Below are 25285 nucleotides of genomic sequence, written 5' to 3' on the forward strand. Positions count from 1 at the left end.
ATCGGAGGTCTACCCCGCTGCCGGCAGGTAGATTTCGCTGCCTCTTTCGCGGAATTTCTCGCTCATGTTGGCCATTCCTTTTTCGGCGTCGGCGTGGCTGCCCTTGGCGAAGATCGCTCGGTTGGTGTCGGTTTGATCGACGTCTGCCGCTAGGAACGTGTCTGCCGGGCTGTTCTGCTTCGCCGCGAAGTCCCTCACCTCTTGGGTGATCTTCATCGAGCAGAATTTGGGGCCGCACATCGAGCAGAAATGGGCGGTCTTGGCGCCTTCTGCGGGGAGGGTCTGGTCGTGGTATTGCTCGGCGGTGTCGGGGTCGAGGGAGAGGTTGAACTGGTCTCTCCAGCGGAATTCGAACCTTGCGCGGCTGAGGGCGTCGTCGCGCATTTGCGCGGCAGGGTGGCCTTTGGCGAGGTCGGCGGCGTGGGCGGCTAGTTTGTAGGTTACTACGCCGACCTTTACGTCGTCGCGGTCGGGGAGGCCTAGATGCTCCTTGGGCGTGACGTAGCAGAGCATCGCGGTGCCGTACCAGCCGATCATCGCGGCGCCGATGCCGCTGGTGATGTGGTCGTAGCCGGGGGCTATGTCCGTCGTCAGGGGCCCCAGCGTGTAGAAGGGGGCTTCGCCGCAGACCTCGAGTTGCTTGTCCATGTTCTCCTTGATCTTGTGCATCGGGACGTGGCCGGGGCCTTCGATCATGACCTGGACGTCGCTCTTCCAGGCGCGGTGGGTGAGTTCGCCGAGCGTGTAGAGTTCGCTGAACTGCGCTTCGTCGTTGGCGTCGGCGATGCTGCCGGGGCGCAGGCCGTCGCCGAGGCTGTATGCGATGTCGTACGCCTTCATGATCTCGGTAATCTCGTCGAAGCGCTCGTAGAGGAAGCTCTCCTTGTGGTGGCTGAGGCACCATTTCGCCATGATCGAGCCGCCGCGCGAGACGATGCCGGTGACGCGTTTCGCGGTCATCGGGATGTAGGCGAGGCGGACGCCGGCGTGGATCGTGAAGTAATCGACGCCCTGCTCGGCCTGCTCGATGAGCGTGTCGCGGAAGATCTCCCACGTCAGGTCCTCGGCGACGCCGCCGACCTTTTCGAGCGCCTGGTAGATGGGGACGGTGCCGATCGGGACGGGTGAGTTGCGCAGGATCCATTCGCGGGTGTCGTGGATGTTGCGGCCGGTGCTGAGGTCCATCACCGTGTCCGCGCCCCAGCGGATCGACCAGACGAGCTTGTCGACTTCGGCGGCGACGTTGCTGGCGACCGCGCTGTTGCCGATGTTGGCGTTGATCTTGACGAGGAAGTTGCGGCCGATCGCCATCGGTTCGGATTCGGGGTGGTTGATGTTGTTGGGAATGATCGCGCGGCCGCGGGCGATCTCGTCGCGGACGAATTCGGGGGTTACGAAGTCGGGGATGCTGGCGCCGAAGGATTCACCGTCTCGAACGTAGTCTTTGAGCATGGCGCGGCCGAGGTTTTCCCGGGTGGCGACGTATTCCATTTCGGGGGTGATGATGCCTCGGCGGGCGTAGTGCATCTGGCTGACGTTGGCGCCGGGTTTGGCGCGGAGGGGGCGCTTGATGGTGGCGGGGAACTGGGGGACGCCGCCGGAGCGGTCGGGGCCGAGTTGGCCGTTGTCTTCGGGGCGGAGTTCTCGGGCTTCGTAGGATTCTACGTCGCCTCTGGCTTCGATCCAGGCGCGGCGGAGTTGGGGGAGGCCGGCGTTGATGTCGATTTGCGCGCGGGGGTCGGTGTAGGGGCCGCTGGTGTCGTAGACGCGCAACGGGGGCTCGCTGCAGGACGGGTCGAGGACGATCTCGCGCATGGCGACGCGGACGTCTGGGCTGGAGGGGACCGCGACGTGGATTTTCCGCGAGCCTCGGATCGGGCCGGTGGTTACGCCGATGTCTGCTGTTGGGGTGCGTGCTTCGAAATCGGCCATGCGCTTGCTCCTAAGGGTCTCGGAGCAAGGATTGCGGTTCTGTGGCGACCGCTCCCTCCCTCCGCCGGTATCAACCGGATCAGGTTCAGCGGGTCGAAGGCTCCTGCCTTCCTCTCAAGCGCGGATAAAGCGCTCCCCCGGGGTGGGGTGAGCATAGGCGGCTTGGGGTGGGGTGCAATGGAAATTTGGCGGTCGTGGTGAGCGAGGGCGAGGCACCTGCGTTTGGGGCTTGCCCTTCGACTTCGCTCAGGGCGAACGGGAGAGGAGGCGACCGGAGGAGAGGGCATGAGTCGAGCGGGCGAGGTACCTGAGCGAGCGGAACGGGGTTGAGGCGAGCGGGTGCGCCTCGATCCCGCCCGTCGACTACGCCGTGACGGCCCCCTGCCCGTTCGTGCTGAGCGAAGTCGAAGCACCTGCGCTTGGGGCTTGCCCTTCGACTTCGCTCAGGGCGAATGGAGGAGAGGAAGGCGCTTGGGTCGGGGAATTGGGCGGCCTACACCATCGCGCGGGCCGCCCTTTGCCTTAAAAGCGGAAAGAAACGGTCCCGCGCAGGCTGTGCCAGCGCATCTTGTCGTCGCTGCGGCGGAAGTCGGTGCCGCTGGTGTTGGGTGCGATCAGGAACGGATTGCTGGCGAGCAGGACCGGGCTGCCGGCGAGTGTGGTGCCGGCGGTGACGCGGACGCGGGCGTCGTCGTCGCGGTATTGGTGGAACATGTATTCCATGCCGATCGAGATGTTCTTGGTCAGCTTCTGCTCGATGCCGCCGCCGCCGAGGATGCCCCACTGGTTCTTCGACCCGCTGGCCGAAAACGCGTTGGCGGTGTTGGTGGTGAAGAACAGATTGTCGATCTTGGCATAGCCCGCACCGAACGTGCCGTAGAACAGCGTGGTGTTGATGGCATAGCCGGCGCGACCGCGGACCGAGGCCTCCCAGTCGACCTTGCGCGCCATCGTGTAGCTGGCGGGCGTGGTCGAGAAGCCCGAGGTGCTATCGGTGATCTCGGTCTTGCCGAATTCGCCGACGACGCCGACGACGATGTTGCCGCGCTGTACGTCGAAGCCTGCACGGCCGTAATAGGCCCAGCCGTCGTCATCGTTGCGGCAGCCGTACGCAGCGGCACCGGTGCGGGCCGAGCCGTTGCAGAAGCCCGGCGAGAACGCGTTGGCGCCGGTGATCGTGTTGACGCTGTCGCTGAAATTGCCGTCGCCGTTGCGGTCGAACAGGATCGACGAGCCGACGTCGTTGGGCTGGACGTCGTAACCGCCGGCCGCACCGATATAGACGCCCGAAAACGGACGATCCGCGGTGGTTTCCTGCGAGATGAGCTGAGCCTGGGCCGGGACGGCGGAAAGGCCCGCAACGGCGAGGCCGGCGAGCGCGGTGAGCTTCGTTAGGTTTTTCATGGTCATTCCCCAAACAAGGATCGCGGCGCTCCTGAATGCGCCGCGATTCCGAGGTTTCTGTTCAATCCGTGACGACGATCACGCGTTGGCGCCGCTGGTCCGAAGTGAATCGGTGCGGTTGTTGGTCCCGTTGGGGAAGAAGCCCCCGCCGATCCTTGCGGTATTGGTCAGGTAGGCGATGTTGTGCACCTGCGCGACCGACCGGCTGTAGGCCAGACCGTTGGCGTCGGTCGGCACGATGTTCGAGACCGTCGGATCCGTCCCGGTGATGCCCTGGTCGATGTCGCCGATCACGCCGGTTGCGCTGTTGGTGACGGTGCCGTCGAGGCTGTCGCGCGCGTCGCTGATCCGGTTGGCGGCGGTGATCAGCGACGGGGTCGGGTTCGGCGTCTGCAGACCCTTGCGGTACAGGATCGTGCGGATCAGGCCGGCGTGATACGCCTCTGCCGCGAGGATGCCGGCGGCCGCCTCGAGATAGGTCTTGTTGGCGATCAGCGCGGCTGCGCCCTTGTAGGCCGAGACGCCGACGTCCTCGAAGATATACGCGCCGAGGAGGAAGCTGTTGTCGTCGGCATAGGGGTTGAAGACGCCGGTCGCACCGACGACGCCGGCCGCGCGGGCGGCCGCCGTGAAGGCACCCGGAGCGGCAGCGGTGCCGGCCGAGATGTCGATCGCGGGCTGGGCGACGGCGGCGGTGCCGAGCGCGGTGCGCAGGAACGCGACGTGCGCGACTTCGTCGATCGCGATTTCACGCGCATATTCACGGACGACAGTATCCTGGAACGGAACCTGCGCGCCGCCGGTGACCGCACCCTGCGTACCGGTGCCGGTGAGCAGGCTGGCGTTCAGGCCCACGCCGAATGCCGCGAACGCATAGAACTGCGCTTCGAGATATTCGAGGTTGAGCGCGAAGTTCAGGATGTCGGCATCGTTGAGCGTGGCGGCGGGGGCCGGCGTCGGCGTGGGGGTAGGTCCAGGCGCGAGATCGGAATCGTCGCTGCCGCATGCCGAGAGCAACGTCGCGCCACCGATCGCGAGTGCGGATCCACCGGCGAAACGGAGGAAGTTGCGACGTTCGTTGCGACGGCCGGCGATCGCGTCGAAGAGTTCCAGCTTGGTATTGAGATCGGTCATTGGGTTAATCCCTGAAAAGCGAAGATGAGCGTTGGGCGAGGATGCGATCGGCGGATGTGATCCGGCCGATCGATCAGGCTGCCGCGGTGCTCGTCTTGATGTTGCCGTTCATGCCGTTCGGGTAGAACCCGCCTGCCGATGCCGCACCGCTGTTGAGATAGACGATGTTGAGCACCTGGCTGGCCGAGCGGCTGTACGCGACGCCGTTGTTGTCGAGCGGGACGATGTTCGACACGGTCACCGCGGCCTGCGTGGTGGCGAGGTTGATCGGCGTCGCGCTGTACGACGAGATGCCCTGATCGATGTCGTTCGCACCGAAGATCGTCGTGTTGGCACCACCGCCGTCGAGGCTGTCGCGCGCCCGTGAAATCGCATCGGCGGAGGTGCGCAGCGACGGGGTCGCGATGCCCTTGCCGTACAGCGTCGTGCGGACGATCGCGGCATGATACGCCTCGACCGCGAGCAGGCCGGCGGCGGCTTCGAGATACGCCTTGCTGGTCAGCAACGGCGCGGCGCCCTTGTAGGCGGTCACGCCGACGTCCTCGAAGATGAACGCGCCGAGCAGGAACGCTTCGTCGGTTGCGTACGGGTCGAACGCGGTACCGGCGGGAACGAGGCCGGCAGCCTGGGCGGCAAGCGAGAACGCGCTGGTCGGCGAGACGCTGACGTCGATCACCGGTTGCGCGACGGCGGCGGTGCCGAGCGCGGTACGGAGGAACCTGACGTGCGCGATCTCGTCCTGGGCGATCTCGCGGGCGTATTGCGACACGATCGGGTCGGTGAAATTGACCTGGCGACCGCCGCGGACAGCACCCTGGGTGCCAGTGCCACCGAGCAGGCTGTTGTCGAGGCCGGTGCCATAGGCGGCGTAGGAGTAGAACTGAGCCTCGAGATATTCGAGGTTGAGCGCGAAGTTCAGCACGTCCGCATCGGTGATGGTCTGTGCCGACGCCGACGTGGACAGGGACATTGCGGTCGCACCGGCTGCGGTCATCGCAGCGGCGCCCAGCGCGGTCTTGAAGAATTCACGTCGTTCGCTGCGCCGTTCCACTCGCGCATCGAGGGCTTCGATCAGGTGCACGCTCTCGGTCATATCAGGGTCCTCCCCTTGTTGTTGCAGACGTCGGAGTTATTGAAACAATCGAACAGTCTGGACCGATCAGAGCAACACCCTGTCGCCAAGGCCCGGCTCGTAACGCGCTCTATTGCGGGCAGAAACCTGCCGTCCAAAGCGAGAAACGGACGTCATGGGGAGATGGACGCAGGATTAACGAGGGTGTGTGAAATATATTTTTGGGGGTGCGGGGAGGTGTGGTGGGGCGGCGGCGTCGGGTAGGCCTTTGCCGCACGGATCGCGTTCTCGTGGATCTGCTCCACCCCAACCGCTCCCCTGAAGGGGAGGGACTTTTGGTTGCGTCTGTTGGAGGCCTTGGGGCCGCCATGCGCGGAGACTTTACCTTACGATCCTCCCCCTTCCGGGGGAGGATCGATGGGTCTGGGGTTTGGCTTAGTTTGCCCCGGACCGGCCAGGCCGGGCTTGGATTAGAAGGTGTAGGTCAGGCCTACTGCGCCGAGCCACTGGTCGGCATCGCCGACGTCGGCGACGATCGGGCTGTCCTTGTACTTACCGAGCATGCGGCCGTAGAGCACGCCTGCGCCGACGCCGAAGCCGTGGCGGAGATCGCCCGACAGGCTCTGCACCACGAACAGCGACGCGTTGACGCGGCGGAAGCCACTGTCATTGACGTCGTAGGTGCGCAGGCCGCTGGCGAGCGTACCGATGGGCGTCACCGCGGAATAGGTGCGGCCGAAGCCCTTGCCAACGTAATCCGCCGACACGCCGAGCGAGACGAGCGTACGCACCGACAGCGGCGTGGTGTAGTTCACCTGCGGCGTGACGACGTAGCTGTCGTAGGTGCCCGAAACGTCGTGGACATAGGCGACGCGCGCGGTGAGCGTGTCGTAGTCGCTGGTGATGACGCCGGTCCGGGCGACGCCGACATAGCCGCCGAGTTCGAACGCGGTGTCGATCTTGCCGAGCGCGCGGACCTGGCGGTTGTCGATATCCCCGGTGCGATCGCGACGGACCCCGCCGATGACGCCGACTTCGTAGCTGGTGCCGACTCCGCCCGTGTTCGGGATCAGGTTGAAATAGAGTTGCGTGCCGCGGAGGAAGAAGTCGTGGCCGCGGACCGTGCCGACAAAGGCGCCGGCAGGGGTGAAGGAATTGCTGTCGGCGCCTTCGTAATCGGGCATCGACACCACGCCGAGCGCGACCGTGACGCGGTTGTTGTCGCGCGGGTCGGTGATCGGCGGCGACGGGTTCGGGTCCGTCTGGGCGAAGGCTGGCGTGGCGGTCGCGAGCACCGCGATTGCGGCAGACGTGAAGAGAGTGAATGCGCGCAAGGAAATGCTACGGAGAAAAGGTTCCATCGCGCAACGCCGTACGACCCTTTTCGGTCCGTTACGATCGGTCAGAAGATGTAACGCATTTTCACTTGTTGTATTTCGGCATCACCGGCGAGCATGAACCGGGCCGCCGAAAAGCGCGGCGGACCGAACCGGACGGCCGCATCGCGCGAAAAGCCATAGCCCTCGCGCGGGATGCCGGCGAACGTATCCAGCTTTGCGTTGCTGTTCTCGTCGTGGATGATCGCGAGCGCATAGCCGCGCTGCGGCAGGCCGGGGAAACTGGTCGTGCGTACGCTCGCGGGGATCGACCGAGTGAGCGCGTTGGCGTCGTCGACGCAGGCGGGGAAGTTGGCGGGATCCGCGGTCAGGCAGATCCGGATCATGCCCTTTGCCGACCGGACGTTGCCGACCTCTACGTCAAGCCGCGTGACCGGCGCCGCCGCCGCCAGCATCGCCCATGCCATGACGCCGGCCGTCACCAGACGCGATTTTCGCGCCATGCCGGGCATGCGCTTTCGCGTGCGCCTTGGCGAAGTCGCCAAGCCCGTTGTCGGTGCCGCAGAGCCGATCCCAGACGCGGAAATATAGCCCATAATTGCATCCGTATTGTTCATGATGACGTTGATGATGGCTGGCCGTTATCAGCCATCCCCCCAATGCTCCCCGCCACATGAACCTAGGGAAAATCTCCCACCCCATGTGGTTGGTCACTCCCATAACCGTCATGATCGTCAGGACCAAACCCAGTGCGCCGACATGGATCGGAATCAGGAACACCAGTAGCGGAATTACCACAGCGCCGGTGATCGCCTCGATCGGGTGAAACGCCATCGCCGCCCATGCGGTCGGTGGGCGGCTGGCATGATGGAGCGCGTGCGCTAGCTTGAACGGCTTCGGCCGATGCATCCAGCGATGCGTCCAGTAGAACCAGGTGTCGTGCGCGAACAGGAACAGCAGCACCGAGACGGGCAGGTACCAGAGAGGATAGGCGTGGACGTCGGTATAGACCAGGGTCCAGCCACGATTGTCCCAGCCCCAGGCGACGATCCCCGCCGGGACGCCGTAGATCGCGGCCGATGCGACGCTCCACAGGATCTCGCGCCGCATCTGCGTGTCTAGACCGGTGTAGAGCCCCGGATGGCGGGCGCGCGTCGCAGCGGCGAACGCCCCAGAGACGATCAGATAGCGCACCCCGACGATCACGGTCATCGCGGTAGCTGAGAGCAGAATGGCGAGCCACATAGAGGCGCTTATACAGACGTTTGCAGCGCGGGGTAATGGGGAACGGGGCGATAATGCCTCGGCTAGAATGCCGCGCCCAGATACGGCGTTCGTCGCGGCGCTTTCGTCTGCCGAATCCTTCTGCTACTCAGACAAATAAAATTACGAAGTAGAGGATGCTTAATGTCCGAACCATGCTGCACCGGCCCTTCCCGCAGGCGTTTCCTGACTGGCGTGGGGACCGGCGCGTTGCTGGCGAGTTCGTTCGCGATGGGCCCGCACGCGGCATTTGCATTCGTACCGCAAGGTCCGCAGGCGCCGCAGCCGACGACGTTGCCGACCGCGAGATTGCGGGCGTTCGACTTGGCGGACGTCACGCTGGGCGAGGGGCCGTTCCTGCATGCGCAGCGCAAGACCGAGGCGTATCTGCTCGCGCTGCAGCCCGACCGGATGCTCCACAATTTCCGCGTCAATGCCGGCCTGGCGGCGAAGGCGCCGGTTTACGGCGGCTGGGAATCGGATCCGCTGTGGGCGGATATCAACTGCCACGGCCATACGCTGGGGCATTACCTGTCGGCGTGTGCGCTGGCGTATCGATCGACTGGCGACCGGCGGTTCAAGGCGCGGATCGACCATATCGCGCGTGAGTTGGCGGCGTGCCAGACGGCGTCGGGGAGCGGGCTGGTCTGTGCGTTCCCGGACGGGCCGGCACTGGTGGCGGCGCATCTGCGCGGCGAAAAGATCACCGGCGTGCCCTGGTACACGTTGCACAAGGTGTATGCGGGCCTGCGCGATGCGACATTGCTGGCGGACAGCGACACGTCGCGCGCGGTGCTGCTGCGGCTGGCCGACTGGGCGGTGGTCGCGAGCCGGCCGCTGAGCGATGCGCAGTTCGAGACCATGCTGGATACCGAGCATGGCGGCATGAACGAGGTGTTCGCCGACCTCTACACGATGACCGGGACCGCCGACTATCGCACGATGGCAGAGCGGTTCTCACACAAGGCGATCCTCGCGCCGCTCGCGAAAAGCCGCGACCATCTCGACGGGCTCCATGCCAATACGCAGGTGCCGAAGATCATCGGCTTCCAGCGGGTCTGGGAGGTGACGGGCAAGCCGGAATACCGCGATGCGTCCGAATTCTTCTGGAAGACGGTGGCGCTGACGCGGTCGTTCGCGACCGGCGGGCACGGCGACAACGAGCATTTCTTTCCGGTGGCCGATTTCGCCGAGCACGTCCTGTCGCCGAAGGGATCGGAGACGTGTTGCCAGCACAACATGCTGAAGCTGACGCGCGCGCTGTTCCTGCACGATCCGCAAGCGGGCTACGCCGATTACTACGAGCGGACGCTGTATAACGGGATCCTCGCGTCGCAGGACCCGGACAGCGGCATGGCGACGTACTTCCAGGGTGCGCGGCCGGGATACATGAAGCTGTATCACACGCCGGAGAACTCGTTCTGGTGCTGCACCGGCACGGGGATGGAGAACCACGTCAAATATCGCGACTCGATCTATTTCCACGACGACCGCGCGCTGTACGTGAACCTGTTCGTGCCTTCGGCGGTGCGCTGGAAGGACAAGGATGCGGTGCTGACGCAGGTGACGGCGTTCCCCGATGCCGCGACGACGACGATGCGCTGGACGCTGAAGCGGCCGACCGACCTGACGCTGAAGCTGCGCCATCCGGGGTGGAGCCGTAGCGCAGTGGTGCTGGTGAACGGGGTCGAGGCGATGCGGTCGACCAATCCGGGGCGGTATCTGGAGCTGGCGCGCGGGTGGCGCGACGGCGACACGGTGGAACTGCGGCTGGATATGCGCGCCGGGGTCGAGCGATCGCCGGCCGCGCCGGATATCGTCGCCTTTACCTATGGGCCGCTGGTCATGGCAGGCAGCTTCGGGCGCGAAGGGTTGGCGCCGGGATCGGACATCATCGTCAACGAGCGCAAATATGGCGAGTATAACGCGGCGCCGTTCACGCCGCCGACGCTGGCGGGCGATCCCGAGACGATCGCGCAGGACATGCGCAAGGGGGACCGCCCGCTGGAGTTCACGATCCTCGCGGCGGACCGGCAGCCGGTGCGGATGGTGCCGTATTTCCGGGTCGCGCATGAGCGGTATGCGACATACTGGCCGATCGCGCCGGCCTCGACCTGAGCCGGCCGGACAATCTGCGTATTCGCGGCGAATTCCGTGCGGTTGCAATAGCCTCTATGCAGTGCGGCGAAACGTGATAGCCTCCCTTCCAGAGCAGGATGACCTGCCATTCGGAGAGTGATGCATGGCTGACCACAGCGCCGCGCGCGGAAATACTGGTACGAGCGGGGACCATAAGGGGCTGATCTACGCGATCACCGGCGGGATTTTGGCCGTGGGACTGTTGTTGATGGCGTTCTACGACCGGGCGGGCGATCCCGGACCGGCCGCGTCGTTGCAGAAACCGGTCGTCACCGCGCAGAAATAGCGACGGGCGCGACTCGGTCGAAGATCAGGATCGGCGCGTCGCGGTAGGTACCCGTGGTGCGCAAGCGATAGCCGAGTCGGTCCGCGAGACGGATCGAGGGGGCGTTCGCAGGATCTATGATGCAGGTCGTCCTGGGGATCCGTGCGTCGGTCCAGGCGAGGATCGCGGCGAGGGCTTCGCTGGCGTAACCGTGACCCTGCGAATCGCCGTTGAGAGCCCAGCCGACTTCGGGTGTCGCGTCGATCGATGGCATGATGGCTCTGCGAGCCTCGATCAGGCCGAGTTCGCCGATCAAGTGACCGGTGGCGGTGTCGCGCGCGACCCAGCTGCCATAGCCGAAGAGCGTCCATTGGCCGACCGAGCGGAGCAGGCGGATCCACACGTCCTCGCGCGATCGCGGCTGGCCGCCGATCATCGTGTAGACGCGCGGGTCGGTCCACATCGCGGCGCAGTCTTCGAGGTCGGTGGCGACGTGGCCGGTGAGCGTGAGGCGTGCGGTGGTCAGCGTGGGGGCGGATGTCGGCTGGGGCATGGCGTGCTGTCTAAGGGCGATTCTGGTGGAGGGGTATCCGGCGCGGAGTTTCTGCCTCGGCGGAAGGGGGGGCGTTGGCCGGATTGAGCCACTTGCGTTCGAATGTGCGGAAGCCGACCCACCCCCAGCCCCTCCCTTTCAGGGAGGGGAGTAGGTTCGGCTTTCCGCTTCCCGCAGCGATAACGGACGGCTGTAATTCGCCCTGCAGAGGAGGTGTCGCCGACGGTGACGGCGGTGATGGATACGGAGCAGGCGTTATCGCTTTCCTCCTCCCTCCGTCTGGCGAGGGCCAGCCACCTTTCCCTGATGGGAGGATCGTTGGGGAGCCAGCCCTGCTCCCCTCCCTGGAAGGGAGGGGAGCAGGTTCGACCTTCCTCCTTCGGACGGAGCAGACGCTGAGGTTGCGATCCTCCCCGCCAGTGGGAGGTGTCGCTGACGGTGACGGAGAGGCGGGCACGGAGCAGGCGTTCTCCCCCCCCCGTCTGGCGAGGACCAGCCACCTCTCCCTTGCGGGGGAGGATTGGTAGGCGTGCCCTCCGGCAACGCAGGTTGCCTTCTCAGGCGATTGCTTTGCAAAGGTTGTTTTCGAGGCTCTCGGTTTGCGCTAGTCCGAGGCATGGCATCGACGATCTCCTGCGACGTTGCGATCGTTGGCGCGGGTTTGGCCGGCGGGATGATCGCGCTGGCGCTCAAGGCCAGGCACCCGACGCTGGACGTGCGGCTGATCGACGCCGCGCCGGTGGTCGGCGGCAATCATCTCTGGTCGTTCTTCGGCAGCGACGTGGCGCAAGCGGATCGCTGGATCGTCGCGCCGCTCGTGGTGCATTCGTGGCAGGGGTACGACGTGCGCTTTCCAGCGCATGAGCGGACGATCGACGCGACCTATTTTTCGATCGAAAGCAGCAAGCTCGACCGCGAGGTGCGCCGCGTGCTGCCGCCGCATGCGCTGATGCTCGGGCGGAAGGTGTCTGGCGCGAGCGCGACGGCGGTGGTGCTGGCGGATGGCGACCGGATCGAGGCGACCGGCGTGATCGACGCGCGCGGGCCGGGCGACCTGTCGTTGCTCGATCTCGCGTGGCAGAAGTTTCTCGGGCGCGAGCTTGCGTTGAGCGTGCCGCACGCGAGCCCGCGGCCGATGGTGATGGATGCCACCATTCCGCAGATCGACGGGTATCGGTTCGTCTACTGCCTGCCGTTCGGCGCCGAGCGGATGTTCGTCGAGGACACCTATTATAGCGACACGCCCGATCTCGATATTCCCGTGCTGGGCGCGCGGATCGACGAATATGTTGCCGGGCGTGGTTGGTCCGTGGCGAGCGTCGAGCGTGAGGAATCGGGGGTACTGCCGGTCGCGATGGGCGGTGATTTCGAGGCCTATTGGCGGTCGGGTGGCGCGCATGTCGCCAAGGCCGGGATGCGTGCGGGGATGTTCCACCCGACGACCGGCTATTCGCTGCCCGATGCGGTGCGAACCGCGTCGATGCTGGCGGACCTGAACGATTTCTCGGGCGCGAAACTCCACGATGCGACCCACGCCATGGCGCGGGCGACGTGGAAAAGCCGCGGATTCTACCGGATGCTCGACACGATGTTGTTCCGCGCCGCCGAGCCGGAGGAACGCTACCGTATCCTCGAGCGCTTCTACCGCCTGTCACCATCGCTGATAGGCCGTTTCTACGCCGGACGCTCGACCCTCTCCGACAAGGCGCGGGTCCTGACCGGCAAGCCCCCCGTTCCCATCGTGCGCGCCGTCCGCGCCATCGCAGGCAGTATGTCATCATGAAGACCGCAATAGTCATCGGCGCAGGTTTCGGCGGGCTGGCGCTCGCGATCCGGCTGCAATCCGCGGGCGTGCAGACGACGATCGTCGAAAGCCGCGACAAGCCGGGTGGGCGGGGCTATTATTGGGAGCGTGACGGGTTCACGTTCGATGCGGGCCCGACGGTCATCACCGATCCGGATTGCCTGCGCGAATTGTGGGCGCTGAGCGGGCGCGACATGAGCGAGGACGTGACGCTCGATCCGGTGCTGCCGTTCTACCGGCTGAACTGGCCCGACGGGACGAATTTCGACTATACCAACGACGACGTGCAGATGCGCGCCGAGATCGAGAAGCTGCATCCCGGCGACTGGGCAGGGTACGAGAAGTTCCTGCAATATTCGGCCGGCGTGTTCCACGAAGGCTATGAGAAGCTGGGGCACGTCGCGTTTCTCGACTTCGGGTCGATGATCAAGGCGGCGCCGGCGCTGGCGAAATACCAGGCCTGGCGGTCGGTCTATTCGATCGTGTCGAGCTTCGTGAAATCGGAGAAGCTGCGCGAGGCGTTGAGCTTCCACACGCTGCTGGTCGGCGGCAATCCGATGACGACGAGCGCGATCTATGCGTTGATCCACAAGCTGGAGCGCGACGGCGGGGTGTGGTTCGCGCGCGGCGGGACCAACCGGCTGGTGGCGGCGCTGGTGACTCAGTTCGAGCGTCTGGGCGGCGTGTTGCGGCTCGACGATCCGGTGACGTCGATCGAGACTCTGGGCGACCGCGCTACGGGCGTGACGACCGCGAGCGGGTGGTCGGGTCAGGCGGATGCGGTGGCGGCGAACAGCGACATCATGCACACGTATCGCGACCTGCTGGCGACGTCGCGGAGTGCGAAGCGGAAAACCGGGTCGCTCGAGCGGAAAAAATATTCGCCGTCGCTGTTCGTGGTGCATTTCGGGATCAAGGGCACGTGGCCGGGTATCCCGCACCACATGATTCTGTTCGGGCCGCGCTACAAGGGGCTGCTCGAGGACATTTACGATCACGGCGTGCTGAGCGAGGACTTCTCGCTGTACCTGCATCATCCGACCGTGACCGATCCGTCGCTGGCGCCGGAGGGGCATTCGACCTTCTATGCGTTGGCGCCGGTGCCGCACATGGGAAAATTCCCTGTGGACTGGGACGAGATCGCGCCGATTCTAGAGAAGCGCATCCTCGACGAGATCGGGCGGCGGTTGATCCCGGATATCCACGAGCGGATCGTGACGAAATTCTCGTACGCGCCGAAGGATTTCGCGCAGGATCTGAATGCGCATCTTGGGTCGGCGTTTTCGCTGGAGCCGGTGTTGACGCAGAGTGCGTATTTCCGGGTGCATAATCGCGACGAGCATATTCCGAATTTGTACTTCGTGGGGGCCGGGACTCATCCGGGTGCTGGGATTCCTGGGGTTGTCGGGAGTGCGAAGGCTACCGCTCGGTTGATGCTGGAAGGCGAGAAGTAAGGTTCGTTCGAGCAGGGGCGGACTGCGGCGGCTCACGAGGCGCCGCGGTCCGCCCGGTTGCGGCACGAGAGTAAAAGGCGCGAGCGCTGCGTCCGAAATGGAGGCAATCGACCGTATCGGTAGAGCGGAAATTCGGCTCGTGCGCTGATACGACGCCGAAACGGACGGATCCCCGATATGCGTCGTTACGCGAACCCTTAGCGTCCTTTTCGAGCAACGGATCGAGCGACATCCAATGGTTCGCCGATCCGACCCGCTCGGCGGAAAAAGGATGCCGATATGTCGATCAAGGCGAGCAAGAAAGAATGGATGGCGCTGAGTGCTGAACAGCAAACTCAGATCGCTGGTATCATCGATACGAATTTCGCGGGACAGACCATCGAGCCTGCCGAGGGTGGCACTGCGATCGTACAAGGCGGAAGCGTATGCGAGATCGCCTGCGACGTCGCGCAGTCCGCTGCGATCAGCGAATGCAAGAAGCTTCCGTTCGGCCGAAGCATATGCATCGCGATCGCGAAGGAGGCCGGCAGCTACTGCCGCGATCAGTGCTAAGCAATTGAAGCGCGGGACCGATCGTGTTCGCGCGGTCGGTCTCGTTTCCACGGCTTGTGGCGTGCGCCCGCATCTCGTAGCGAGGCGGCATGAAACGTCTTGCTGTGTATTGCGGGTCGGCGACGCCGGCTGATCCTACCTATATAGAGGGCGCTCGGGCGCTGGGGCTGGCTTTTGCCGAGCGGGGGATTGGCCTCGTTTATGGCGGTGGGCGGACCGGGCTGATGGGCGCGATCGCGGATGGCGCGCTTGCGGGCGGCGGCGAGGTGATCGGCGTCATTCCGCAGGCGCTGGTCGATGCGGAGGTCGCGCATCGGGGGCTTACCGAGTTGCATGTCGTACAGGGCATGCATCAGCGGAAGCAGATGTTTACCGATCTTTCCGACGGGTTCGTGACGATTCCGGGCGGCACGGGGACGATGGACGAGCTGTGGGAGGCGTTGAGCTGGGCGCAGCTTGGGTATCACGCGGATCCGGTGGGGTTGCTGAATACCGCAGGCTATTACGATCACCTGATCGCGTTCTGGGAGAAGATGGGCGAGGTCGGGTTTTTGCGGCCGCAGCACCGGGATCTGCTGATCGTGGCGGATACGCTGGACGTGCTGCTCGACCGGATGGGGGAGCATGTGCCGACGCAGCCGATCGTGCGGATGAACGCGTCGGATTTGTGAACGTCGTTGAATCGTACGTCGAGACCCCGCTCCACCCCGGCGGAGGCCGGGGCCCAATTGGGAAACATGAATTGGTTTGCGTTGCGCGTCGTTACTCCAACCTTTCCAATTGGGCCCCGGCCTTCGCCGGGGTGGTGCCTGTAATGGTGGTAGCGCGTGGGATGGCGGCATGACCTCCGCGCTCCCCTCCCGCGAGGCGATCGTAGCTACTGCACACGAATCGATCTCGCGCGGGTCGAAGAGTTTTGCGGTGGCGAGCCTGTTGTTCGACAAGCCTACGCGGGAGCGGGCTTGGTTGTTGTATGCGTGGTGCCGGCGGTGCGACGATATCGCGGATGGGCAGGACCACGGTCACGGGATGACATTGGTCGAGGACGCGCCTGCCCGACTGGTCGCGCTGTCGGCGATGACCGAGCAGGCACTTGCGGGCGAAGTCGTCGGCGAGCCGGCGTTCGATGCATTGCGGATCTTCGCGGCAGAGACCCGGCTGCCGAAGCGGTTTGCGCGCGATCTTATCGAGGGGTTCGCGCTGGATGCGCGTGAGTGGCGGCCACGATCTGAGGCCGATCTCTACAAATATTGCTACCATGTCGCGGGCGTCGTCGGGTGCATGATGGCGATCGCGATGGGCGTCGATCCCGAGGACGAGGACACGCTCGACCGTGCGTGCGACCTGGGGATGGCGTTCCAGCTCGCCAATATCGCGCGGGATGTCGAGGAGGATGACCGGGTCGGGCGCTGTTACCTGCCCGAGGACTGGCTGGTCGAGATGGACTTTCCGCCGGGGCAGCACATGAAGCCTCCGTTTCGGTCTCGGCTGGCGGTGTTGACGAAGCGGATGGCGGATCGGGCTGCGGCGTTCGAGGCCAGCGCGCGGGAGGGGACTCCGGCGTTGTCGTTCCGGTCGGCCTGGGCGGTGCTGTCGGCGGCGGGAATCTATGGAGCGATCGGGCGGACCGTTGCTGCCCGGGGGGAGCATGCTTGGGACCACCGGGTGACGACCTCGGGGATGCAGAAGCTGGGGTTTATCGTGACGGCGGCGCGGGAAGCAGCCCAGCGGGAGAAGCTATATCCTCGTGCTGCGAGGGATGCGCAACTGTGGACACGACCTAGGGTTTGATTATTCGCTCCTATCCGTTCGTCCTGAGCGAAGTCGAAGGCCATGAGACTCAAATGCTTCGACTTCGCTCAGGACGAACGGGAGTGTGGTGCCTGCACGTTGCAGGAACCGATAAGGTTTAGCCCTGCGGCTTTGCCTTGCCGGCCTTCGCCATCAACTGGCCCTGAGCACGGCAGTTGGCGCCGATCATCGGGTACGGAACATCGGTGTTTTGCGCCAACTGGTTGGGGAGCGCCGCACGGCATTGCGCCATCGTCTCGTAGCGTGCCGGGATGACCCGCGCCTCGGTGCAGTTCACATTGCTGTCACCGCAGCCCATGATGGCCATGACGTAGAACAGCGGTTCCATTTCATTCTCCAGTGGATCGCGGTGGCAGGCGTTGCGCCCGGCGTCGGACACGGTAATTAAAGCGACGAAGTGGCAGGATTGTTCCCCCAACTGCTTTCGCCGGGGCTTGACTGCGCCTACATCGCATCGATCCATGCCCCCTGATACCTACACCTCCACCCGCGCGGACCAGCCGTTGCTGCCGACGCTTCGCCGCTTCCTGCCGTTCCTGTGGCCAGCGGGGCAGCCGAAGCTGAAGGCGCGGATCGTCGTCGCGATGCTACTCGTGATCGCGTCGAAGCTGATCCAGGTATTTGGCGCGGCGTTCACGTTGAAATACGCGGTCGACCGGATGGCGGGGAACGATCGCGGGGCGCTGACCTTGGTCGTGCTGCTGGTGGTCGGGTACGCCGCGTCGCGATTCGGGACGACGCTGTTCGACAACCTGCGCAATGCGGTGTTCGAGCGCGTCGGGCAGGATGCATCGCGGCGGCTGGCGGCGCAGGTGTTTCGGCACCTGCATGCACTGAGCCTCGATTTCCATCTGTCGCGGCGAACGGGAGCGGTCACCAAGGTGGTCGAGCGCGGGACCAAGAGCATCGACACGATGCTGTATTTCCTGCTGTTCAACATCGCTCCCACCGTGTTCGAACTGGTGCTGGTGCTCGGGCTGTTCTGGACCAAGTTCGGCTGGCCGCTGGTCGTCGCGACGGTGGTGATGGTGGTCGGCTATATCGCGTTCACGCGGATGGTGACCGACTGGCGCAATGCTCTGCGCGCGCGGATGAACGACTTGGATACCGGGGCGGTCGCGCATGCGGTGGATTCGCTGCTGAACTTCGAGACGGTCAAGTATTTCGGCGCGGAGGAGCGCGAGGCGAGGCGGTACGACCAGGCAATTACGGCGTATTCGGAGGCGGCGGTTAAGAGCGAGAATTCGCTCGCGTGGCTGAACCTTGGGCAGGCGCTGATCACGAATGTGATGCTGGCGGGCGGCATGGGGTTCGTCGTGTGGCGGTGGAGCCGGGGCGAGGCATCGGCCGGCGACGTGGTGTTTGTGTCGACGCTGCTGGCGCAGCTGTTCCGGCCGCTCGACCTGTTGGGGATGGTGTATCGCACGATCCGTCAGGGTGCGCTCGACATGGCGGCGATGTTTGACCTGATCGATACGCCGGCGAGCGTGGTGGATGCGCCGGGTGCGCCTGCGCTGGCGGTGAGCGCGGGGCATGTGCGGTTCGAGGGGGTGTCGTTCGGGTATGACGCCGGGCGGCCAATTTTGCGTGATCTGGAGCTGGATGTGCCGGCGGGATCTACGCTTGCGGTGGTCGGGCCGTCGGGCGCCGGCAAGTCGACGCTCGCGCGGTTGCTGTACCGGTTTTACGACCTCACGGGCGGCCGGATCACCGTCGACGGGCAGGATATCGCGCAGGTGCGGCAGGCTTCGTTGCGGGCGGCCATAGGCATCGTGCCGCAGGATACGGTGCTGTTCAACGACACGATCGGGTATAATATCGCCTATGGCCGCGAGGGGGCCGAGATGCCCGAGGTCGAGGCGGCGGCGAGGGGTGCGGCGATCGCGGGGTTCATCGAGCGCCAGCCTTTGGGGTATGCGACACGCGTGGGCGAACGCGGGTTGAAGCTGTCGGGCGGCGAGAAACAGCGCGTGGCGATCGCGCGGACTTTGCTCAAGAACCCGCCGATTTTGATCCTGGACGAGGCTACCTCGGCGCTGGATAGCCGAACCGAGGCGGAGATTCTCGATACCCTCGAGGCGATCGAGCGCGGGCGGACGACGATCGTAATCGCGCACCGGCTGTCGACCGTGGTGCATGCGGATCAGATCGTCGTGCTGGAGGCGGGGCGGATCGTCGAGAAGGGCACGCATGGCGAGCTGCTGCGGCAGGGCGGCGTGTATGCGGAGATGTGGAACCGGCAGGCGCAGGAGCGGGCTGGGGATCATGATGGGGCGTTGGCGGCGGAGTAGGGTGCGCGTAGCCATCGCGGTCATCAGCGCGCGCCCGCCCCGTCGGACGGGTTCAGTGGTCATTTTGTAGAGCAAGTAATGGCCACCAAATTCGAACGGCAGCTCCTCCTTCCTTGTTCTCCCGCGAAGGCGGGAGCCCAGTCTGGATCCCCGCCTTCGCGGGGAAACAGGGTTGGCGACGGTCTCTGGGGCTCTTACGTCCCCCGCTATCACCCCGGCGGAGGCCGGGGCCCAATTGGGGTGCGTTGCTGACGGATGGTGGCGCGTCGTTATTGCCACTTTTCCAATTGGGCCCCGGCCTTCGCCGGGGTGGAGCCCTGAAGGCTAACGCCTCTGTTCCCTCGCGAACTCGGGGGGACAGGAATCACGAGCGGTGCCGCTGCTTGTCCTGAGCTCCCGCTTTCGCGGGGGAACGGAAGGAGAGGGGGCACCGGGCGGCGCCACTATGCCGGGATCGATGGGTCCAGTTCGCGCAACCTTGCCTCGATCGCCTCCGAATATTGGTAGATGTGCGTCAGGTCGGATAGCAGATGCCGGGTCTCGTCCTTGCCGGCGAACATGCCGAGATATTTGGTGGTGATGCCGTTGAAGTGCATCCGCGCGATGGTCTTGCGGTTGTTGTCGTCGAGCAGGATCGCGCAATAGGATTTCGCGTCGCGGACGATCACGCGTTTCGGGTCGACCAAGCGTGAGGCGATCGCCTGGATGATGTGGAAGCCGGAAATCTCCTCCTGCGTTGTGACGATGCCGTCGCCGTCGGAGGGGTCGTCGTCGGCGCCTAGCGGCAGGTCCTCGACCGGGCTCGAAGCCTTCAGCGCGGACGACAGGCGCTCGTTTACGAAATCGCGGATCAGGGCGGCGATCGCGGGCGCGAGAAGCTTGGCGAAACCGTCCTTGATCGCGGGGGTCAGGCGCCCGCCGTGAACGCGCTGCGCCATCATCCGGACGAACTCGTCGGAGGGTTCGGCGAACTCCTTTTCCAGTTCGAGGCGGATCAGCGACTGCGTCTTGAGGTTGCCCGCCTCCTGGACGATCTTGTCGATGTCGAACGCCGCCTTGGTGAATTTCTCGAGCGTGCGGATGTCGGCGGGCTTGATCGCGTCCATCGTGAAGGTGAAGAACGGCTTGTTGTCCATCTTGTTCGGGCGCTCGATATCCGAATAGAATTGGTAGACGACGCCGTTGGTGAGCACCGCGAGACGCGCGTCGGTGACGCTGAAATAGCGGAACAATTGCCCCGCGTGGTTGACGTTGAGCTGGACCGAGGACGGCTTGCACTCGATCAGGATCGACACTTTTCCGCCCGCGCAGATCGCATAGTCGACCTTCTCGCCCTTCTTGGTGCCGACGTCGGCGGTAAATTCGGGTACGACTTCGGATGGGTTGAAGACGTCGTAGCCGAGCGACTGGAGGAACGGCATGACGAGCGCGGTCTTCGCCGCTTCTTCCGTCAGCAGCACCTCGCGATGTTCGATCGTGCGCTTCTGTAGCTCCGCCAGCCTGATGCTCAGTTCCATGTGCTTCCCCCCAGGTGAACGGCAGAGGATGCGCAGGGAAGTCGTGTCGGTCCATGACGGTGGCGAAACAACTTGCCCCGATTTCGATCTAGTCGTCGCGGCATCCCGATCGGGAGCGATCGCGGATCACGCATTGCGGCAGGCGCGATCGAACCCTAGGTCCGGGGCGATGGCACTCGACCCCCTTCCCGATCTCCAGCGCATCTTTGGCTTTCCTGATTTTCGTGGCGTGCAGCGCGATGTCGTCGACCGGGTGCTTGCGGGCCAGCGGACGCTGGCGGTGATGCCGACGGGGGCGGGGAAGTCGCTGTGTTATCAGTTGCCGGCGACGATGCTGGAAGGGACGTGCGTGGTCGTGTCGCCGCTGATCGCGTTGATGCACGACCAGCTGCGGGCCGCTACCGCGGTTGGGATCAAGGCGGCGACTTTGACGAGCGTCGATACGAACCGTGAGGAGACGATCGCACGGTTCCGGGCTGGCGATCTGGACCTGCTGTATGTCGCGCCGGAGCGGGCTTCGAACGAGAGTTTCAGGAACCTGCTCAGCCAGGCCAAGCTCAGTCTGTTCGCGATCGACGAGGCGCATTGCGTCAGTGAGTGGGGGCATGATTTCCGGCCGGACTACCGGTTGCTGCGGCCTTTGCTCGACAGCTTTCCGGAAGTGCCGCGCCTCGCGCTGACCGCGACCGCGGACGCGCATACGCGGGCGGATATCCTCGAGCAGCTGGGGATCTCCCGCGAGGGGCTGATCGTGTCGGGGTTCGACCGGCCGAACATCCGCTATGCGATTTCGGGGCGCGACAACGTCAACCGGCAGATCGCGGATATCCTGGAGAAGATCCCGGGGCCGGGGATCGTCTATGCGCAGACGCGCGCGGCTACCGAGAAGCTGGCGGAGGCGCTGGGGCGGAGCGGGCGGCCGACGCGGGCGTATCATGCCGGGCTCGATCCGCAGGTGCGCGCGAAGAACCAGGCGGATTTCGTCGCGAGCGAGGACATGGTGATCTGCGCCACGGTCGCGTTCGGGATGGGGATCGACAAGCCGGACGTGCGGTTCGTGTGCCATGCCGGGCTGCCGAAATCGATCGAGGCCTATTATCAGGAAACCGGGCGCGCGGGGCGTGACGGCGATCCGGCGATCGCGCACCTGTTCTGGGGCGCGGAGGATTTCGCGCGTGCGCGGCAACGGATCGGCGAGGTCGAGCCCGAGCGGCAGGCGGGGGAACGCCAGCGGCTGACCGCGATGGGCGGGCTGGTCGAAACCGCCGGGTGTCGGCGGCGGATCCTGCTCAAGCATTTCGGCGAGGACCGGCAGGAGGATTGCGGGAATTGCGACAATTGCCTCGGCAATGTCGACGCGGTGGATGCGACCGAGACCGCGCGGAAATTCCTATCGGCGGTGTTTCGGACCGGGCAGATGTTCGGGGTCGGCTATATCGAAGGCATCCTGACGGGGGTGTCGTCGGAGCGGAGCCTGATGAACGGACATGAGGCGCTGTCGGTGTACGGGATCGTCGATGGCGACGAGGTCGCGTTGCTGAAGCCCGTGTCGCGCGCGCTGATGCTGAAGGATGCGCTGCGCACCAATCCGCATGGGGGCCTCGAATTCGGGCCGGCGGCCAAGGCTATCCTGAAGGGCGAGGCGACGGTGTCCATCGTCGTGCCGCCGAAGCGCGAGCGGCGGCGCAAGGCTGCGCCGGGCGCCGTGCCGAACCCGGTCGACGATCCGCTGTTCGAGGCGCTGCGGGTGCGGCGGCGCGATCTGGCGAAGGAGGCGGGCGTTCCGCCGTATGTGATCTTCCACGATTCAGTGCTGCGTGACATGGCGGCGCAGCGGCCGGCGTCGCGGGCGGCGCTCGCGGTGCTTTCAGGCATTGGCGCGCGGAAACTCGACGCCTATGGGGATGCCTTCCTCCAGGTGATCCGCGAGTCCGCATGATACGGCACATCAACGAAAGTATTTCGGTCGCGCCGCAGATCGGCGTCGAGCACGTCGCGGAGATCGCGGCGGCGGGGTTCAAGACGATCGTCAACAACCGGCCGGACGACGAGGATGCGGGGCAGCCTTCTGGCGACGCAATCCGCGCCGCGGCGGAAGCAGCTGGGCTCAAGTACGTCTCGATTCCGGTGACACATGCGGGCTTTTCGCATCCGCAGATCGACGCGATGACTCAGGCTTTGGTCGATGCGGACGGGCCGGTGTTGGCGTATTGTCGGTCGGGGACGCGGAGCTGCAATTTGTGGGCGCTGGCGGCGGCGAAGGCGGGGCGGAACCCGAACCTGCTGCTCGCGCAGGCCGAGGACGCCGGGTATGACCTGCGCGGAATTCGACCGATGCTGGACGCGCTCGCAGGGCCGCGATGACGCCTGCGATCGTCGGCGGCATCGTCGGCGGCATCGTCGCGGTCGTTGTCGTGCTGTTCGCCGGTCTGGGCTGGGTCGTCTTGCGGATGCGGCGGGTCGTGAAGATCGAGACTCCGGAAGAGGCGGCGGATGCGGCGCAGGCGCAGCTACGCGGGTTTGCGGTGGCGGGGGCTGTGGTCGGTGCGGATGGCCAGGGTGCACTGGCGATCGCGGACGACGGACGCGTCGCGGCAATCAAGCGGATCGGCAAGCATCTGGCGGTACGCGAAGTATCGTGGCGCACGGTGCGGGCGACGCATGAGGGCATCCTGGTGGAGACCGGGGACAAGGCGCTGGGGGCGGTTATGCTCGCGCAGGTCGATGTCCTCGACATCCGCAGGTTGGCGCCGAAGAGTGTACGGGTCTGACCATCCGCTGACGCCGCGGTAATCCTGCGGCAGCGGTCCTGACGCTTGCGGAACGTTTTCGTGCCTCGACGCGTCGCCGCACTAGATGAGAACATGGTTTGCTAAGCGCTGGGTGCGAGTCTCCGGCATCGTCGTCGTGGCCGTGGTCGCGTTGAGCCTGGTCGGGCTCGCAATGTTCCCCTGGGGATCGTTGAAGGGCGTGATCGAACGGCAACTGACCGCGCGCTTTGGTCGGCCTGTGACGATCGGCGGGATCGAGCGGGTCGACGGGTTCGGCTTCTCGCCGACGATCCGCATCACGCAGGTCCGTATCCCGCAAGCGACATGGGCCGGAAGCGGCAATTTCGTACGATTGCGCGAGGCTGAGGCGACCTTCTCCGCGCTGTCGCTGTTGAAGGGCGGGTTCGGTCCGCGCGACGTGAAGGCGTCCGGGCTGTACCTGGCGCTGGTGCGCGACAAGCAGGGGCGGACCAACTGGGATCGTCCGGGCGAGGCCAAGGGGGGCGGCAGTTCGAACGACCTGCAGGGCCTCGTCATTCGCGACAGCGTTATCTTGTACCGCGATGCCAAGCAGGGGCGGCAGATCACCGCCCGGTTCTCGTCCGATCCGGTTGCGGGCATCCGTGCGAATGGTACCGGCACCGTGCGGGGCGCGGCGGTGCGGATCGCGGTTGCTGGGCCTTCGATCGAGAAATCGCTGGGCAAGCCGTGGCCGTTCACCGCGTCGATCGACGGGGATCAACTGTCGATCTCGGCGAAGGGGCTGATGGATCGGCCGCTCGATACCGATGCGATGACGCTGGATGTGACGGCGCGGGCGACCGACTTGAAGCTGATCGATGCGGTGATCGAGGCGGGGCTGTTCCGGACGCAGCCGGTGTCGTTCAGTGCCCACGTCCGCCACGATTCGCCGAAGTGGGCGATCACGCAGTTGAAGGGCGTGGTCGGGCGGTCCGATTTTGCCGGATACGTCACGGTCGACAAGCGCGACGGCCGCAGCAAGGTGAACGGCGATATCGTATCGCGCCAGTTCGACTTCGCGGATCTGTCGTCGGACGAGGCGCAGGCGAAGGGCGCCGCGCTGGAACGCGCGATCGGGCCGAGACTGGTGCCGAATACGCGGATCGACATCGGCAAGATCGACACCACAGACGCGGCGTTCGGGTTCCGCATCCAGCATATCGTCGCTGCGCAGGGTAAGTCGCCGATCGTGTCCGCCAAGGGACGGATCGCGATCGATCACCAGTTGCTGACGCTCGACCGGCTGGTCGCAAGGCTGCCGCAGGGGACCGTTTCCGGCAAAGTGACCGTCGACCAGAGGGGCAATCGCAAGACGCCGACCGTCGCGATCGACCTGCGGTTGCGCGGCAGCAGCGTGCAGGCGCTGGCGGGTGGGCGCGGCGACTTTAGCGGGAATGTGAGTGCGCGGGTGCGGCTGAAAGGACCGGGCGAGACGATCCGGGCGGCGGTCGGGAACGCCGATGGCAGCATCGGGTTCGTCGCGCGGGACGGGCAATTGCCGCAGGGAATCGCCGCGGCACTGGGATTCGATGCGGCGCGTGCGCTGTTGGCGAAGGACGGGGAACGGGCGGGACTACGCTGCGTGGTGGTCAAGCTCGACGTGACTCGTGGGCGAGGGCGGGTCGATCCGATGATCGTCGATACCACCGCCAGCCAGTTGCACGGGCAGGGGAGCGTCGTGTTTCCCGCCGAAGCGATCGACATCCGGCTGAGTGGCGCGCCGAAGCAGCATGCGCTGCTGCAACTGCCGGGATCGGCGTACATGACGGGCACGATCCAGCAGCCGCATGTGACGATCCCGCCAGAGGTCAAATCGGTGGGGAATATCTTCAAGGCGATCGGGCGAGCGATCACCGGGAAACAGGGCCCGACGGCCAGCGATGCGGATTGCGCGGGGTTGGCGGCGCGGGTCCTGCGATAGGCGAGACATCGTCAGATACAGAAAGCCCCGCCCCGCGGGGTGC

General features: G+C 65.3%; 22 protein-coding genes and 1 riboswitch. Of the genes, 12 read left to right on the top strand and 10 right to left on the bottom strand.

The genetic code is table 11. From position 1 onward, the window contains the following. Nucleotides 1–9: 9 nt before the first annotated feature. The 7 genes from thiC to U1708_RS09135 all read right to left on the bottom strand — a co-directional run bounded on the left by thiC (nucleotide 10) and on the right by U1708_RS09135 (nucleotide 8124). A complete protein-coding gene (thiC, locus tag U1708_RS09105) occupies nucleotides 10–1932 on the bottom strand; it encodes a phosphomethylpyrimidine synthase ThiC (RefSeq protein ID WP_332744875.1) in 1923 nt (640 codons plus the stop codon). A gap of 39 nt (nucleotides 1933–1971) precedes the next feature. Next, a riboswitch (TPP riboswitch) is annotated at nucleotides 1972–2082 on the bottom strand. A 372-nt stretch (nucleotides 2083–2454) separates the two neighbouring features. Next, a complete protein-coding gene (locus tag U1708_RS09110; RefSeq protein ID WP_307087864.1) occupies nucleotides 2455–3336 on the bottom strand; it encodes an outer membrane protein in 882 nt (293 codons plus the stop codon). Between the two features lie 78 nt (nucleotides 3337–3414). Beyond that, nucleotides 3415–4470 carry a ferritin-like domain-containing protein gene (locus U1708_RS09115; RefSeq protein ID WP_332744877.1) on the bottom strand — a complete coding sequence of 352 codons (1056 nt, stop codon included), beginning with the start codon at nucleotides 4468–4470 and terminating at the stop codon, nucleotides 3415–3417. Nucleotides 4471–4543: 73 nt separating this feature from the next. Beyond that, entirely contained in the window at nucleotides 4544–5563 is a 1020-nt protein-coding gene (locus U1708_RS09120; protein WP_332744879.1) for a ferritin-like domain-containing protein, read from the bottom strand. 449 nt (nucleotides 5564–6012) lie between these two features. Continuing rightward, complete coding sequence (locus U1708_RS09125; RefSeq protein WP_332744881.1) at nucleotides 6013–6876, bottom strand: MipA/OmpV family protein; 864 nt, start codon at nucleotides 6874–6876, stop codon at nucleotides 6013–6015. A 68-nt stretch (nucleotides 6877–6944) separates the two neighbouring features. After that, the gene (locus U1708_RS09130) at nucleotides 6945–7361 is read right to left on the bottom strand and encodes a DUF2141 domain-containing protein (RefSeq protein WP_332744883.1); all 417 of its coding nucleotides are present in this window, start codon (nucleotides 7359–7361) and stop codon (nucleotides 6945–6947) included. After that, nucleotides 7300–8124 (bottom strand): sterol desaturase family protein, encoded by an 825-nt coding sequence (locus tag U1708_RS09135; protein WP_307087875.1) that lies wholly within the window; start codon nucleotides 8122–8124, stop codon nucleotides 7300–7302. The genes U1708_RS09130 and U1708_RS09135 overlap by 62 nt, the downstream gene beginning before the upstream one ends. A 162-nt stretch (nucleotides 8125–8286) precedes the next feature. Between U1708_RS09135 and U1708_RS09140 the strand changes: the two genes are divergently transcribed. Together U1708_RS09140 and U1708_RS09145 are read left to right on the top strand one after the other, a co-directional pair. Beyond that, nucleotides 8287–10260, top strand: a complete 1974-nt coding sequence (locus tag U1708_RS09140; protein ID WP_332744886.1) for a glycoside hydrolase family 127 protein — start codon at nucleotides 8287–8289, stop codon at nucleotides 10258–10260. 124 nt (nucleotides 10261–10384) lie between these two features. After that, nucleotides 10385–10567, top strand: a complete 183-nt coding sequence (locus U1708_RS09145; protein WP_332744888.1) for a hypothetical protein — start codon at nucleotides 10385–10387, stop codon at nucleotides 10565–10567. On the opposite strand, the gene U1708_RS09150 is transcribed toward U1708_RS09145, so the two are convergent. Next, nucleotides 10551–11099, bottom strand: a complete 549-nt coding sequence (locus U1708_RS09150; protein WP_332744890.1) for a GNAT family N-acetyltransferase — start codon at nucleotides 11097–11099, stop codon at nucleotides 10551–10553. The genes U1708_RS09145 and U1708_RS09150 overlap by 17 nt on opposite strands. Before the next feature lie 616 nt (nucleotides 11100–11715). Here U1708_RS09150 and crtY point away from each other — a divergent pair. The 5 genes from crtY to U1708_RS09175 all read left to right on the top strand — a co-directional run bounded on the left by crtY (nucleotide 11716) and on the right by U1708_RS09175 (nucleotide 16700). Then, a complete protein-coding gene (gene crtY / locus U1708_RS09155) occupies nucleotides 11716–12882 on the top strand; it encodes a lycopene beta-cyclase CrtY (RefSeq protein ID WP_332744892.1) in 1167 nt (388 codons plus the stop codon). Next, on the top strand, nucleotides 12879–14357 hold the full coding sequence (locus tag U1708_RS09160; RefSeq protein ID WP_332744893.1) for a phytoene desaturase: 1479 nt from the start codon (nucleotides 12879–12881) through the stop codon (nucleotides 14355–14357). The genes crtY and U1708_RS09160 overlap by 4 nt, the downstream gene beginning before the upstream one ends. 279 nt (nucleotides 14358–14636) lie before the next feature. Further along, entirely contained in the window at nucleotides 14637–14909 is a 273-nt protein-coding gene (locus U1708_RS09165) for a hypothetical protein (protein ID WP_332744894.1), read from the top strand. 89 nt (nucleotides 14910–14998) lie between these two features. Next, entirely contained in the window at nucleotides 14999–15580 is a 582-nt protein-coding gene (locus U1708_RS09170; protein WP_332744895.1) for an LOG family protein, read from the top strand. Between the two features lie 169 nt (nucleotides 15581–15749). Beyond that, nucleotides 15750–16700: a phytoene/squalene synthase family protein gene (locus U1708_RS09175; RefSeq protein ID WP_332744896.1), complete on the top strand. Its 951-nt coding sequence runs from the start codon at nucleotides 15750–15752 to the stop codon at nucleotides 16698–16700. A 118-nt stretch (nucleotides 16701–16818) separates the two neighbouring features. Here the strand turns inward: U1708_RS09175 and U1708_RS09180 are convergent, their stop codons facing one another. Then, nucleotides 16819–17049 (bottom strand): hypothetical protein, encoded by a 231-nt coding sequence (locus U1708_RS09180; protein WP_332744898.1) that lies wholly within the window; start codon nucleotides 17047–17049, stop codon nucleotides 16819–16821. A 133-nt stretch (nucleotides 17050–17182) separates the two neighbouring features. Here U1708_RS09180 and U1708_RS09185 point away from each other — a divergent pair, with 133 nt between their 5' ends. Further along, nucleotides 17183–19012: an ABCB family ABC transporter ATP-binding protein/permease gene (locus U1708_RS09185; protein ID WP_332744900.1), complete on the top strand. Its 1830-nt coding sequence runs from the start codon at nucleotides 17183–17185 to the stop codon at nucleotides 19010–19012. Nucleotides 19013–19455: 443 nt separating this feature from the next. Here the strand turns inward: U1708_RS09185 and U1708_RS09190 are convergent, their stop codons facing one another. After that, nucleotides 19456–20529, bottom strand: a complete 1074-nt coding sequence (locus U1708_RS09190) for a type I restriction endonuclease (protein ID WP_332744902.1) — start codon at nucleotides 20527–20529, stop codon at nucleotides 19456–19458. Nucleotides 20530–20698: 169 nt separating this feature from the next. On the opposite strand from U1708_RS09190, the gene recQ reads away from it, so the two are divergent. The 4 genes from recQ (at nucleotide 20699) to U1708_RS09210 (ending at nucleotide 25242) form a co-directional block, all read left to right on the top strand. Then, nucleotides 20699–22468, top strand: a complete 1770-nt coding sequence (gene recQ / locus U1708_RS09195) for a DNA helicase RecQ (RefSeq protein WP_332744904.1) — start codon at nucleotides 20699–20701, stop codon at nucleotides 22466–22468. Next, nucleotides 22465–22893: a protein tyrosine phosphatase family protein gene (locus U1708_RS09200; RefSeq protein ID WP_332744905.1), complete on the top strand. Its 429-nt coding sequence runs from the start codon at nucleotides 22465–22467 to the stop codon at nucleotides 22891–22893. Before recQ ends, U1708_RS09200 begins: the two co-directional genes overlap by 4 nt. After that, complete coding sequence (locus tag U1708_RS09205; protein ID WP_332744907.1) at nucleotides 22890–23300, top strand: hypothetical protein; 411 nt, start codon at nucleotides 22890–22892, stop codon at nucleotides 23298–23300. Before U1708_RS09200 ends, U1708_RS09205 begins: the two co-directional genes overlap by 4 nt. Before the next feature lie 85 nt (nucleotides 23301–23385). Continuing rightward, nucleotides 23386–25242 carry an AsmA family protein gene (locus U1708_RS09210; protein WP_332744909.1) on the top strand — a complete coding sequence of 619 codons (1857 nt, stop codon included), beginning with the start codon at nucleotides 23386–23388 and terminating at the stop codon, nucleotides 25240–25242. The last annotated feature ends 43 nt before the right edge of the window (nucleotides 25243–25285 follow it).

Source organism: Sphingomonas arabinosi (assembly GCF_036663715.1).
In the GTDB taxonomy this organism is placed as follows: Bacteria; Pseudomonadota; Alphaproteobacteria; order Sphingomonadales; family Sphingomonadaceae; genus Sphingomonas.